This window comes from Paenibacillus thermotolerans, assembly GCF_028745515.1.
GTDB lineage: Bacteria > Bacillota > Bacilli > Paenibacillales > YIM-B00363 > Paenibacillus_AE > Paenibacillus_AE thermotolerans.
In genome coordinates, this window is sequence record NZ_JAQZSG010000040.1 from 20,667 (window position 1) to 33,827 (window position 13,161).

Genomic DNA, 13,161 nt, shown 5'->3' on the forward strand with positions numbered 1-13,161 from the left:
AGAGCTTTCGTCATACGGTTCCATCATCACTGACGTGGAGGCGCTTTCCGATGTTGCAATATTTTTACTTTTTTGTGCGATTAATCGATGGCCAAAAACAGCGCATCCGTAACGAACAGCGAATAGTTCACGAGCGTCATGACCGGAAGCCAGAAGAGGAACGAAGCGTGCTGCGTCTTATGCCGGGCCGCCAGCATTCCAGCGATCGTTCCGATGCCGCCGCCGCCGGCCGTGATGCGAAAGAGCGCATGCTCCGGGATTCTCCATCGCTTGCTCCGGGCTCTTTTCTTATCCGAAAGCATCAACGCAAAGCCCACGAGATTCATGACGGCCAAGTACATCAAAAAATACCGCATAAACCCGGGCAGCAGCCCTTCAATCTGCACCGCGTTCGTTATGACGTATACAAAAAGTGCCCAAACGGCGGTTGTTACAATAAACGATCCGAGCTTTTTCATTTGCTGAGCCTCGCTTTCATGGCATATACCTATTGTAACGGGTATCCTTCGTTTCGGCGACATGCCGCAAAGGAGGAAAAATTTGCCGAAGTCTAGAAATAGTTTGACAGGTTGCACATTCTCCTCAAAGAGGTGATCCGATTGACTACCGCGATGGACGCTTATATTGAAAATCCGTATGCCGTGTTTGCGGCGGCACGAACACAGCACCCCGTAGTGTGGCAGGAGCTGCTGGGAATCCCGATCTGGCTCGTAACCGGCTATCGGGAAGTTGACGCGATACTGAAGGACTCGCGATTCGTGCGGGAATACCGCAGGCTCGTCCCGCCCGAGCACCAGCCGGTATTTTCGGAACGCATCGCGCCGGCCATGAAGCTGATGAACGACATGATGCTGTTCAAGGATGCGCCCGACCATACCCGGCTGCGGAATTTGGTCAACAAGGCGTTCACGCCCCGAATGGTCGAGAAGCTGCGACCCGCTATCGGGGCTATTGCGGATCAATTGCTCGACGATATGCGCGGCAGGCGGAAGCACGAGCTCATTCGGGATTTCGCTTATTTGCTCCCCGTGTTCGTCATTGCCGAGCTGCTGGGCGTGCCGCGGGAGGATCGGGGCTTCTTCCGGCGCTGGTCCGACGCGTTCGTGCGGTTTATCGATTTTAATCCGACGATGGAGGAGCTGGAGAGCTTATCGGGAGACATTGCGGAGTCGAAGCGGTATTTCGAGGAGCTGATCGCCGTCCGCAGGACCGCCCCGCAGGACGATTTGATAAGCAAGCTGATCGCCTCCGAAGAAAGCGGAGACCAGTTGAGCACGGATGAGATGGTTGCAACGTGCTTATTGCTGATGATCGCGGGACATGAGACGACGGCCAATCTAATAACGAACGGATATAAGCTTCTCCTTGATCATCCGGAGATGTACGAGTTGCTCCGCGCCGACCGATCGTTGGCGCCGGCGGCGGTGGAGGAAATACTCCGGTACGAGCCGCCCGTCTTGATGACGAGCCGGCTTGCGTCCGGCACGATCGAATTTGCCGGCGCGACGTTCCAGAAAGCGCAAGGAATAATGCTCGCGCTTGCCGGGGCGAACCGGGACCCTTCCGTCGTCAGCCGCCCGGACGAGTTCGATATTGCGCGCAAGGACTGCAAGCATCTGTCCTTCGCCGCCGGCCCTCATTACTGCTTGGGCGCGCCGCTGGCCAGATTGGAAGGGTGCATTGCGCTGGATAAGCTGGTCGCCCGCGCTCGGCAGCCCGAGCTGGCGGCCGAGCCGCAGTGGAGAAAAAACATTATATTCCGTGGGTACGAGGCGCTGCACTTTAAGGCGGAAATATTGTAAAAAAATTGACAGCTCCTCTGCATTGCGGCTATTATGGATATACGAAGTCCGTAATTGGAGGGGGAAACACAATGAAATATTCGAAAGCGACGAACTATGCCCTCCACACGATGCTTTATTTGACCGCCGTTTCGCCTGACAAACCGGTGGGCGTCCAACAGCTTGCCGACAAGCTTGGCGTATCCCCCACCTATCTTTCGAAAATACTCACGAAACTTGTGAAGTCGGGGCTGGTCGAGTCGGCTTCCGGGGCCAACGGCGGATACCGGCTGAAGGGCAAGAAAGAGGATATTTCCTTTCTGGACATCATACACGCGGTGGAAGGCAGTGCTTCGCTGTTTGAATGCTGCAGCGGCGGCGATTCCCGGTGCCTGATCCATCAGGTGATGCTGGAGGCCGAGGAAGCGATGGAACGGCATCTGAAAAATACCAAAATGATCGAGCTTGCCGATCAAGCTGCATTGTCCTTGTAATCGTCGAGGACGATGCCTTGGCTTTCATCAATTGTAGATATAATATGTCTACAATATCCACAGACGAAGGGATTGACTTTAATGATGCATGATTGTGCGATTGTCGGCGGCGGGCCGGCGGGATTGAACGCGGCGCTGGTGCTCGGCAGAGCGAGACGAAGCGTTGCGCTGCTGGACAATAATCGGGCGAGGAACAGCGTGACGCACGCCTCTCACGGATTTATTACGCGAGACGGCACCCAGCCGGCCGAGTTTCGGCGCATTGCTTACGAGGAAGTGCTGCGCTACCCGTCTGTCCGGCATTGGCCGGCCGAGGCGGCCGATATTCGGAGGACGAATGACGGCTTTGTCGTTCGCACCTCGTCGGGCGAGCTCGTGCAGGCCCGCAAGCTGATTTTGGCTGCCGGTCTGAAAGAGGTGTTTCCCGAGATCGAAGGGCTTCGCGAATGCTATGGAAAAAGCTTGTTCAACTGCCCTTTTTGCGACGGCTGGGAGCTGCGGGATCAGCCGCTCGCGGTCGTGTCGGACCAGCCGGGGCTGTTTCATAAACTCAAGCTTCTGTTCAACTGGAGCCGGGATTTAGTGGCATGCACCAACGGGAGCGATATATTGACCGCCGAACAGCGTCAGCAGCTTGCATCCAGGGGAATTCGGATCGTGGATACGCCCGTGGCGGCATTTTCCGGGCGGAACGGCATGCTGCAGCGGGTGCATTTTGCGGACGGTACGCATATCGAGCGAAGCGGAGGATTTATTTCTCCTTCTTTCGTTCCCAATGCCATGTTCCATGAAACGTTAGGCTATCAAACAAGCGAAACGGGAGGCATCGTTACCGATGCGATGGGCAGAACGACTTCAGCCGGAGTTTACGCCGCCGGAGATTCGGCCTACGTGATGCCTTCCCAATTGATTATCGCCGCAGCCTCCGGCAGCAAAGCGGCGATGGCCGTTCTTGCGGATTTGACGGAAGAGGACTGGCAGCCGGCTACTTAAACCAGCCCTTCTCCTTAAACCGCATGATCGCCTCGATCCGGTTGTTCACGTCCAGCTTATCCAGGATGACGGATATATAGTTGCGGACCGTTCCTGTCGTAATAAACAGCTGGCTGGCGATTTCCTTCGTATTTTTTCCGTCGGCCATCAGCTCCAGCACTTCCTTCTCCCGTTCCGTCAGCGGGTTTTCCTCGCCGCCGTACACCTCGTCGACCAGCTCCGGCGCATAAATGCGCCGGCCGGCCATCACGCTCCGAATGGAGTCGGCGAGCTCCTCGCTCGGGCTGTCCTTGAGCAAATAGCCGCTTACTCCGGCCTTCAACGCTCTTTCGAAATAGCCCGGACGCGCGAACGTCGTCAGGATGATCACCTTGCAGCCGAGGCTCTTGATCTCCTCGGCTGCCTCCAGCCCGCTCTTCGCCGGCATCTCGATATCCATGATGCAAATATCCGGTTTATGAAGGTGAACGAGCTTTACGGCTTCCTCCCCGTTGCCCGCCTTCCCGACGACCGTCATATCTTCTTCCAGTTCAAGCAATGAAGCAAGCGCTCCGAGCAGCATCCGCTGATCCTCGGCGATGACAATCCGAATCATAGCTGCGCCTCCTGTTCCGGCTGTTGGGTCATGTTGGGCACTTTGATCACAATGGACGTACCGCCTGAAGGCGCGCACGAGCCGATGTCCATGCTTCCGTTGACGAACTCAAGCCGCTCCTTCATGCCGCGCAGCCCGTTGCCCCAGCACTTTTTGCCGTCAAACCCGATCCCGTTATCCGTCACCTTCACGATGAGCTCGGTCCGCGACGGCTCGAAGGAAATCGAGCAGGAGGTCGCTTCGCTGTGCTTCACCACGTTCGTGACGGCTTCCTTCAGGCACATGCTGACCACATTTTCCGTAATCAGCGAAATATCCGTAACGTTCGGCTCCCCTTCGAGCCGGCAATCGATTTGAGCCGCCTTCAATATCTGCTTTACTTTGTTCAGCTCGTCCTCGATTCTAATTCCGCGCATTTGCGTAACGAGCTCGCGGACCTCTTTCAGGGCGGTTCTCGCCGTCTGGCGCACGTCCTTCATTTCGGCCTCCGCCCGCCTCGGGTCTTTGCCGATCAGCTTGCTCGCGAGGTCGCTCTTTAAGCCGATCAACGAAAGCTTCTGGCCGAGCGTATCGTGCAAATCGCGGGCGATGCGCTGGCGCTCCTCCTGCTTCACCAGCTCGGATATCCGCTTGTTCGCATCTTCCAGCTGGCCTTGCAGCCGGTCCTGCTTGTTTTTATTATAAGTCGTTACGGGAAGCAAAATAACGCCGAACAAACAAATGAGCACGAACGGAAGCTGCGTAATAAAGATCGGCCTCAGCGTCGCGAATCCGTAGTTGATGGTGGCGATCGTGCTGATTAAATGGACCGTATACAACACGATGAAAGCGATCCGGTTTTGAATATTGCCGATAAAGAACGCCAAAAAGAGCGAAAAGTACACATAGCTGAACAGCAGCGTCATGGTGACCGAAATGGCGATTTGCAAGCCCGACCAAAAATAAACAAGCCATCCTTTAGAAGTAAAGGACAGCACGTAGCAAATAAAAAACGCAATAATCATCACGATGCCGATCGCGATCTCGTATGGAGAAGAGGATCGGAATATAAAATAGAAGGGGAGAATATACAGGACGACCCAGACGTACGGACTCAAGCCGGTGCTTTTATGAAATATTTGATGCCACTTCTGCATGGATGTCAAGCCGCCCCCTTTTGCCTGCAAAGTTATTTGTATTGTAGCACAAAAAGGCTCCGGCAAGCCGCGCTATCCTTCCATACCCGGCCGATGAACCGGCTTGCGAAGCAAATGTTTAACGTCTTTGAAGCCGACGAACGTCTTGCGCTTCTCGTCCCAAAGACGAAACTTAATCGACTGCAGGCTCGTGCCGAGCGTAATCGTCGCAGCCTCCTGCAGCGGCGGCGTTTCGTTATGCGCCTTCTCCAGATAATAATTCGGAACTCTCGGGCTCAAATGGTGCACATGATGGAAGCCGATGTTGCCGGTAATCCACTGCAGTACCTTCGGGAGCTTGTAGTACGAGCTTCCTTCGACGGCCGCCATGACGTAGCTCCACTCGCCGTTATGCTCGAAGTACGAATCTTCGAACGTATGCTGCACGTAAAACAGCCAAATGCCGAGCGTTCCGGACACGAGAAAAATCGGGCCCTGAACCAACAGGAACGCCTGCCACCCGACCGCCCAGCACAACAGTGCATACAACCCGACAATCGAAAAGTTGGTAAGATACGTGTTCATCCGCTCTTTGAGCTTGGCACCTTTGCGGTTAAAGCGGTATTCCAGCAAAAACGTATAAGTCGGCCCCAAGACAAACAGCACGAAAGGGTTACGGTACAGTCTGTAGCCCAACCGGCGCCAGAAGGATGAAGCGACATACTCTTCCACGGTAAGCACCCAAATATCGCCGACGCCGCGCTTGTCCAAATTGCCGCTCGTCGCATGGTGCACCGAGTGAGTATGCTTCCACTGGCGGTATGGAACTACGGTAAGAATGCCGGTTATCGTGCCCACGATATCGTTCGCGAGCCGGCTTTTAAAGAAGGATTGATGACAGCAATCGTGAAATATGATGAACGTGCGGACGAGAAATCCCGCTGCAACGACAGTAATCGGAAGACTCAGCCAAAAGGATACGCCAAGACTGAGGTACGCTGCAATCCACAGCAATACGAGCGGCCCCAAGGTGTTGATCAGTTGTCTGACGCTGCTGCGTGTATCTGTTTTCTCGTAAGGAGCGACGCTTTGTTTTAGCTTTGCAATGTTGTCCGATCGATTCATCGTTGGTTCCTCCTCTTAGTTGACGAAGGGCTTAAAGCAATATGCCCCGCTTATCATTATATAAAAGCGGGGACATGCGGTTTAAGTCATAAACGTCAAGAAGAGGACATGATAAATGTCATATCGGCGTGCAGCGCGGGGGGGTGTTATGCCTTCATCGCTTCCGCCAGTTCGGCCAGCTTACGCATCGTGTTCCAGTTCCGCATCGTCTGCGGTCCCCCAAGCTTATGCAGGTTGCTTGCCAGCTTGGAATCCCGGACGCTGTGATGAAACAGAAAGTATATCTCGCGGCCGGTTGCGCGGTATTGCTCTCCCTCGGCCTGGTAACCTTTGATCCGATCGATCGCTTCTTCCGTGACAGCTTCCTGCAGCAGCAGCACGTAGAAGCTTTCCGCATCCGACGCCGCGTCCGCTTCGGCGATTTCCGCCTCGGTGAACGGGCAGTCGCGGATGATGCGCTCCCACTCTGCGGCCGTCCGCAGTATAACGGAGGAAGAGATGCCAAAGCCGTTTACAATCCCCTGCTCGATTTTTTCGCGCAAAGGCTGCACCTCCTCGTCGGAAGCAAACAGAATGTTGCCGCTCTGAATATAGGTTTGGACCTGGCGTAAACCTATTGTCTCCAGCGTGCTCCTTAAGTCGGCCATCTTGATTTTATTTTTCCCGCCGACATTAATGCCTCGCAGCAGCGCTATGTAAATGGTCATCGTGTAATTGTTCTCCTTAAACTACGGATATATTTTTTCTTGCCGCTCCAGCATCGATATGAACTGCTCAATGCGCTTCGTTCGCGTCTCCGCCTTCTTCGCGCTTTGAATCCGGAAGGTGATCGCATACTTGTTTCGCTTATCCAACGTTTCATAGAAAGCTTTCGCTTTCTCGTTGCGCAGCAACGCAGCCTCGAAATCGTCCGGCAAGGAGGCGCTGCTTGACGGCTCGTACGCCTTATCCCACTGTCCGTTCCGCTTCGCCGTCTCGATCGCCGCCAACCCGGCGGGCTTCATTCTTCCGCCGGCGATCAACCGCTCCGCCTTCTCTTTATTCACCTTCGACCAGATGCTCTGGGGTCCGCGCGGAGTGAAGCGCTGAAGCCACGTTTTGTCGTCGCAGGTTTCCTTCCGGCTGTCGATCCAGCCGTAGCAGAGGGCGACTTCCAGCGCCTCGTCATAGGATACGCTTGTCAGTCCCGACTGTTTCTTGGCGATTTGCAGCCGGACGCCGGGCGAGGAGGCATGATGATGCCCCAGCCATTGCTCCCAAGCCTGCTGATTTTCAAAGAAATGGATCGGCAAATCATCGCTTTGCTTTTGCTTGCTCATCGTTTCACCGCTTTCCTCCTTCGATCGGTTTCGTTGAATCCTCGAATCATCTATCATTATATCCATTTTATGGAACATCATATAATAGATTTTGGGGTTATTCCCGCCTCTTCGTCCCATTATGGCAAAATCCTGTTCATATTGTGTTGTCTGAATGCCATAATTTCGCCGATTTTAACGCTCCACCCGCTCACATGGAAAAACTGTGTTCATAACATGTAGTCCAAACCTCCGTTTATAACCATAGTTTTTCCATAATGAATGAACGCACGTTTATTTCATCGTATTTATGACAATAGCACAACAAGTTATGAACAGAGTTTTGCCATAATCGGAAAAGGATTACTCCGAACGAAAAATTTTGGCACAGGGGAACGACATACGAAATAAACCGCTTCAAAAGAAAGCCTATCTTTCAGGCGGCATTGCCGAGAAAAGATAGGCTTTTTCGTCGTTTACTCCTGCGCCCCGTTCTGCCGAAGAAACGCGGCGACCGTATGGTTCCCTTGCCGAAGCGCAACGGCCAGCGGCGGTTCTCCGCTCTCCGGCTTCCCGTTTACATCGGCGCCGTGCTCCAGCAGCAACCGGATCAATTCCACGTTGTCGTCATGAAATGCGGCGGTATGCAAAGGCGTATGTCCGTTGCTGTCGTACATCGCAGTATTGGCGTTACGGGACAGCAGCAGCTTGATGACCTCCATGCTTCTTTCCCCGGCGATAGCCGCGTGCAAAGCCGTATTGGAAGGTATGAAGGTAAGTTTGGAGTGCGACATTGCATTCACATCCGCACCGAAATCCAGCAGCGCCTCCACCGCCTCCTTACGGCCGAAATGCGCCGCATACCCCAAAGGCGTCAGCCCGTCGCCGTTTTCCGCGTTTGCAAGATGAGGGTGAGCCGACAATAGTTCCTTCAACCTTGCAGCATCGCCGGATTGGGCCGCTTGAAACAGTTCGTCGATCAATAATGTTTGTTCCATCCGTTCAGCCTCCGTCATGGGGAGGAATGCACTCCATCCATATTCCTCCAATTACTAGTATCTTATATCATAGATACTAGACTGTCGACCCCCGCGAACGGATCTCCAACATTACGGTAAACCTTGTGATATATTACGAATATATAAAAAGGCACGGAGGGATCAATAATGAAGCGTACGGAAATTGATTTTGACATCGAATCGGTGCCGGCGTCCGTCAGGCCGTATTTGCAAGGAGCTGCGATTTACGACAGCAGCGGCCATACTGCCGCAACGTTGTTTGTGCAAGGCGCGGAGCCCGGCTTCTTGAAGATCGGCAAGAAAGGAAGTCTTGAGCGGGAATACCGTATGACCCGATATTTGCACGGCCGAAAACTGGCTCCGAAGGCGATTGCTTTCGCTTCGGATGCGGAGCGCGATTATTTGTTCACGGAGGCGCTGCGCGGCGAAGACGGAACGGCCGACCATCATCTCGAGCAGCCGGCCAAGCTGGCCGCCGCATTCGGCGAATACTTGAGAATGCTGCATTCGCTGCCTGCCGACGGCTGCCCTTATCCGAACCGATCCGCCGAAATGCTCCGTCAAGCGGCTGACCGGGGCATCGACGTAAGTGTACTCCATGAGTTTCGGTACCGTCCCGTTGACGGCGTCCTTTTGCACGGGGATTACTGCTTGCCGAACATCATCATGGACCGCTTTTCGTTCCAAGGGTTTATCGATGTGGGAGAAGGCGGGATCGGCGACAGACACTATGATCTTTATTGGGGCATTTGGACGCTGGGCTATAATCTGAAGACCGACCGGTATAACGATGTATTCTTGGATGCTTACGGCAAAGCCGATGTGGACGAGGAGGGGCTCTCCTTTTTTGCAAAGCTGGTCGAATTGACGAATTAGAAAGTTTTCTCGATCCGGCCGCTCACGTAGAGGACGAACTCCTCCGTTTCCGGGTACGTCTCTTCATGCGGTATGGTTTGATTCCGGTAATCGCTGCGCCATCGCAAAGCATTCTCGATCAGCTGCGAATATACGGGCAGTTCCTTTTGCGCCCAGCGCGCCGCCTTGATTTTGGACACCTGCTCTCCGTTCGTCAATGTGTACAGCGCCCTGCACATCGTTAATATCGCATAACCTTGGTACGGCCTGGATTGCAGCGTGTTCCGCACGTATTCTCTCCACTCGAAAGCGTGCTCCTTGACGGCTTCCATAAATTCGGCTTTCGATATCGGCTCGATGAACGTATGCGGCGAAGGCCCGAACAGCGTAATTCCGTAATCTTGGACAAAATACCAATTCGTCAGCCACTGCCTGCCCGCTTCCACGAAATGGAGAGGCTCGCCGGGACTGATAACCGCCATGGGGCTGCTCTTCGTCTTAAAAGTACGCAGCGCCGAAGTCGAATAATACTGGACTTCGATTCGGTCGTTCCACTCTTGATGGCGGTTTGCGAATTCCGAATGCATGCTTCGTAACCGTTCCAGCTCCTCTTCGGTAAGATCGGAGGAAAGCGCCGCAAGCATATCGATATCGCTGATGTCGCGGTCGAAATCCCCCCACACTAACGAACCGTATACATAAAGACCGGTCAGCTTCTCTCCGAGAACTTCTTGAATTTGCGTTAATAGCGACGAAAGCAACCTGTTGATCGCCGGGTCTGCAGTCGGTTTCACAACCATCTTCCTTTCTTGAATCGAGCAAATGAAAAAGCCTTCGATCCCTCTATCTCAGGAATCGAAGGCGAATGCCGCTTTGTTACTGCTGCGTCAAAATAAGCGGACCGTCCTGCGTAATCGCAATGGTATGCTCATACTGAGCAGACAGCTTGCCGTCGACCGTTCTGGCCGTCCAGCCGTTGGAATCCATCTGGCTGAACCACGAGCCCTCGTTGATCATCGGCTCGATCGTAATGACCATGCCTTCCTTTAGCCGTAAGCCTTTCCCCGGGAGGCCGAAATGAGGAACCTGCGGGTCCTCGTGAATCGTCGGGCCGATCCCGTGTCCGGTAAAATCTCTGACTACCGAGAAGCCTTCCGCCTCGGCATACGATTGAATGACGTATCCGATATCGCCGATCCGGTTGCCGACGAGCGCTTTTTCGATTCCTTTATAGAGGCTGTTTAGCGTGACGTCCAGCAGCTTCTTCGTTGTTTCCGATGCGGTTCCGACCGCATAAGTCCATGCCGAATCCGCCAATCCGCCGTTCAAGTTGACGACCATATCGATGGTGACGATATCGCCGTTTTTCAGCGGTGATTTCCGGGGAAATCCGTGGCAAATTTCGTCGTTAACGGAAGCGCACGTGGCGAATTGATAGCCGTTGTACCCTTTCTGCTCGGGGGTCGCTCCATGCCGCATCAAAAATTGCTCGACAAAATGATCGATCTCCGTCGTCGTAATCCCGGGCTCGATCAGCTTGGCGATTTCGCGGTGGCAGGCGGCCAGCAGCTTTCCCGCCTCATGCATCTGATGAATTTCGCTTTGTGATTTTAGTGTAATCAATCGAATCTCCGCTTTCGTAATATAAGATATTCCTTCATTATACCAAATGATTGAACCGTCCCAAAAAAAACAACAACCATTGAAAGCCATTTTTCGCGGCCTTCAATGGTTATTATATTTACAGGGCGGGAATCTCGTTCAAGTCATGGCGAATGATTTTGCCTTTCACTCACTCCTCTATGGTACGGACGCTTTTTCGAAGAAAGGTCGATAAAGCTCCGGCCAATAGGAGCCAGCCGGTGACGACGAGAACGAACGCCATTCCGGCGCCCTGGCCATAGCGTCCCTGCAAGGCGGGCTCAAGCCAGCGGTCGACCAACGGTCCGGTGACGATGAACGACAGCGGCGCCGACAAGGCATTCAATTGTCCGATAGCGGCAAACACCCGCCCGTGAAGCTCGCCGGGGACGGTGACTTGAATCAGCGAACTGAACAACGCTCCCGTCATCGGCAGCGGCACCATCAATAAAAAGATGGAGACGCCCAGCACCCACTCGTTCGTGGATAAACCGAAAACTACGAACATTGCGGCCGTGAGCAGCGTGCCGGCGAACATCGGGATGCGGCGCTTGCGAAACGTCAGCCCTGCGATCACGAGCAGCGCGCCGCACAGTGCCCCCGCGTTCATGGCACCCAGCAGCCAGCTCATTAATCGGTCGCTGCCTGTGCGTGCGAGCAAATAAGGAATCGCCAGCTCGAGCGGGCCGTTCAGCAGCAAATTCCACCAAGCCATGAATACAATCAGGACGAGGAGACCTCGCCGCCGGGCAACATAGGCGAACCCCTGAAACGCCTGCGTCCACAAGCCGGTTCCATTACTCCCATGCCCGGCCTCTTCCGCTTTCCCCGCTTGATCGGATATCGGCAAAAGAAGCGTCACGGCGACGGCGGCGGCGAACGTAATGAGGTCGATCATAATAATCCCTTGCAATCCGATCGGCCCGTACAGCATGCCGGCCAGCACCGGGGCGAGCACGCTGGCAAGCGGGAACAGCAGCTCTTTCAGCCCGTTGGCCCGATCCAGCTCACTCTCGTTTACAAGCCGGTACGTTATAGCGCCGATTGCCGGCGCTTGGATTGCCGCAAAACCGCCTTGAAGCGTAACGATCGCAAAAAGCTGCCATAGAGCGATATGCCCGTCTGCAATCGCGATAAACAGCAGCAGCGTTCCCGCAGCCTGCCCGGCGTCGGCTAATATAATGAGGCTTTTCCGGTTACACCGATCGACCGCCAGCCCCAGCCATACGCCCAATAGCAACGCGGGAAGCTCTTGAAACAACGGAATGAGCAGCAGCGGGGTAACATTTCCGTACTCCTTAACGAGCCAAATTCCGATGGCGATGCCGGACAGCCTGCTGCCCAGCAATGAAACGCCTTGAAGCGTAAATAACGTATATAAGGATGATTTTCTTGCGGACAACATGATCCTCTCCTCGGGGCGCAAACGAAAAAAGCCTTCATGACGAAACATGAAGGCTTCGGGCGGCCGGCGTCGGTGACGGCGCAGCATGCCGCATTCGTTGCGTTATGTTAGTGTCGTTATGATGGTGATCCGAACGGACGCATGCTCAAATAAAAGCCAATTATGGCTCTATATGGACACGTCTGCTCTTCTATTCGGTTCATGTTACATCCCATCATAACGGACAGCGAGGAGCATATCTTTGTCGATTCCCCTTTAGAATCGTAGTGGTCACTCTTGGATCAATTTACCATGCAGTGCAGCAGCCGGTCAATGAATTCCGCCGCTTAAGTGGTATAATGATTCGAACGGCACAAGGAGGCGTAATTTATATGATATTGGAAGCTGCCATGCTGCAGGTGAAAGTCGGAATGGAGCAGGAATTTGAAGAAGCGTTTCGCAAAGCTTCCGGCATTATCGCTTCCATGAACGGGTATCTCGGTCATGAATTGCAGCGCTGCATGGAAGTCAAAGGGAAGTATTTGCTGCTGGTGCAGTGGGAGCGTCTTGAAGACCATACGATCGGCTTCCGGCAATCCCCGGAATACCAGGAATGGAAACGGCTGCTGCACCATTTCTATGACCCGTTTCCGACGGTTGAGCATTTTGAGAAGGTCAAGCTGTTGACGGGAAAATAGCATCACTTGGTGTTGCTATCGGGTCGATTTTGGGGCATTTGTAGAACATAACAACACTTGGTGGTACTATTCGATGCAATTCTCTCGATTCGCGCTTCATTTTTGAGAGATAACGACTTGTAGTGCACTAGCCTTGCATAAAACCTCACACACCAATTTTCAC

General features: G+C 53.8%; 15 protein-coding genes. 5 read left to right on the forward strand and 10 right to left on the reverse strand.

The window, feature by feature from the left end; genetic code table 11:
- Positions 1 to 80: 80 nt before the first annotated feature.
- Positions 81 to 458 (reverse strand): DUF1294 domain-containing protein, encoded by a 378-nt coding sequence (locus PT964_RS22870; RefSeq protein ID WP_274365680.1) that lies wholly within the window; start codon positions 456 to 458, stop codon positions 81 to 83.
- 141 nt (positions 459 to 599) lie between these two features.
- Between PT964_RS22870 and PT964_RS22875 the strand changes: the two genes are divergently transcribed.
- The 3 genes from PT964_RS22875 (at position 600) to PT964_RS22885 (ending at position 3,268) form a co-directional block, all read left to right on the forward strand.
- A complete protein-coding gene (locus PT964_RS22875) occupies positions 600 to 1,802 on the forward strand; it encodes a cytochrome P450 (RefSeq protein ID WP_274365681.1) in 1,203 nt (400 codons plus the stop codon).
- Between the two features lie 71 nt (positions 1,803 to 1,873).
- Positions 1,874 to 2,275 carry an RrF2 family transcriptional regulator gene (locus PT964_RS22880; protein ID WP_274365682.1) on the forward strand — a complete coding sequence of 134 codons (402 nt, stop codon included), beginning with the start codon at positions 1,874 to 1,876 and terminating at the stop codon, positions 2,273 to 2,275.
- A gap of 81 nt (positions 2,276 to 2,356) precedes the next feature.
- Positions 2,357 to 3,268, forward strand: a complete 912-nt coding sequence (locus PT964_RS22885; protein WP_274365683.1) for an NAD(P)/FAD-dependent oxidoreductase — start codon at positions 2,357 to 2,359, stop codon at positions 3,266 to 3,268.
- On the opposite strand, the gene PT964_RS22890 is transcribed toward PT964_RS22885, so the two are convergent.
- From PT964_RS22890 to PT964_RS22915, 6 genes are all read right to left on the reverse strand, one after another.
- The gene (locus PT964_RS22890) at positions 3,261 to 3,863 is read right to left on the reverse strand and encodes a response regulator transcription factor (protein ID WP_274365684.1); all 603 of its coding nucleotides are present in this window, start codon (positions 3,861 to 3,863) and stop codon (positions 3,261 to 3,263) included. The two genes, PT964_RS22885 and PT964_RS22890, sit on opposite strands and share 8 nt — an antisense overlap.
- Entirely contained in the window at positions 3,860 to 4,999 is a 1,140-nt protein-coding gene (locus tag PT964_RS22895) for a sensor histidine kinase (RefSeq protein ID WP_274365685.1), read from the reverse strand. Before PT964_RS22895 ends, PT964_RS22890 begins: the two co-directional genes overlap by 4 nt.
- Positions 5,000 to 5,071: 72 nt before the next feature.
- On the reverse strand, positions 5,072 to 6,103 hold the full coding sequence (gene desA / locus PT964_RS22900) for a Delta(5) desaturase DesA (RefSeq protein WP_274365686.1): 1,032 nt from the start codon (positions 6,101 to 6,103) through the stop codon (positions 5,072 to 5,074).
- Between the two features lie 146 nt (positions 6,104 to 6,249).
- A complete protein-coding gene (locus PT964_RS22905; RefSeq protein WP_274365687.1) occupies positions 6,250 to 6,810 on the reverse strand; it encodes a DUF1697 domain-containing protein in 561 nt (186 codons plus the stop codon).
- A gap of 21 nt (positions 6,811 to 6,831) precedes the next feature.
- A complete protein-coding gene (locus PT964_RS22910; RefSeq protein WP_274365688.1) occupies positions 6,832 to 7,422 on the reverse strand; it encodes a YdeI/OmpD-associated family protein in 591 nt (196 codons plus the stop codon).
- 455 nt (positions 7,423 to 7,877) lie between these two features.
- Positions 7,878 to 8,399, reverse strand: coding sequence for an ankyrin repeat domain-containing protein (locus PT964_RS22915; RefSeq protein WP_274365689.1), 522 nt, complete (start codon positions 8,397 to 8,399; stop codon positions 7,878 to 7,880).
- Between the two features lie 168 nt (positions 8,400 to 8,567).
- Here PT964_RS22915 and PT964_RS22920 point away from each other — a divergent pair, with 168 nt between their 5' ends.
- Positions 8,568 to 9,296 carry an aminoglycoside 3'-phosphotransferase gene (locus tag PT964_RS22920; RefSeq protein WP_274365690.1) on the forward strand — a complete coding sequence of 243 codons (729 nt, stop codon included), beginning with the start codon at positions 8,568 to 8,570 and terminating at the stop codon, positions 9,294 to 9,296.
- On the opposite strand, the gene PT964_RS22925 is transcribed toward PT964_RS22920, so the two are convergent.
- The 3 genes from PT964_RS22925 to PT964_RS22935 form a co-directional block, all read right to left on the reverse strand.
- On the reverse strand, positions 9,293 to 10,069 hold the full coding sequence (locus tag PT964_RS22925) for an aminoglycoside adenylyltransferase domain-containing protein (protein ID WP_274365691.1): 777 nt from the start codon (positions 10,067 to 10,069) through the stop codon (positions 9,293 to 9,295). The two genes, PT964_RS22920 and PT964_RS22925, sit on opposite strands and share 4 nt — an antisense overlap.
- An 82-nt stretch (positions 10,070 to 10,151) precedes the next feature.
- On the reverse strand, positions 10,152 to 10,898 hold the full coding sequence (gene map, locus PT964_RS22930) for a type I methionyl aminopeptidase (RefSeq protein ID WP_274365692.1): 747 nt from the start codon (positions 10,896 to 10,898) through the stop codon (positions 10,152 to 10,154).
- A gap of 169 nt (positions 10,899 to 11,067) precedes the next feature.
- On the reverse strand, positions 11,068 to 12,318 hold the full coding sequence (locus tag PT964_RS22935) for an MFS transporter (RefSeq protein WP_274365693.1): 1,251 nt from the start codon (positions 12,316 to 12,318) through the stop codon (positions 11,068 to 11,070).
- A gap of 374 nt (positions 12,319 to 12,692) precedes the next feature.
- On the opposite strand from PT964_RS22935, the gene PT964_RS22940 reads away from it, so the two are divergent.
- The gene (locus PT964_RS22940) at positions 12,693 to 12,998 is read left to right on the forward strand and encodes an antibiotic biosynthesis monooxygenase family protein (protein WP_274365694.1); all 306 of its coding nucleotides are present in this window, start codon (positions 12,693 to 12,695) and stop codon (positions 12,996 to 12,998) included.
- Positions 12,999 to 13,161: the final 163 nt, after the last annotated feature.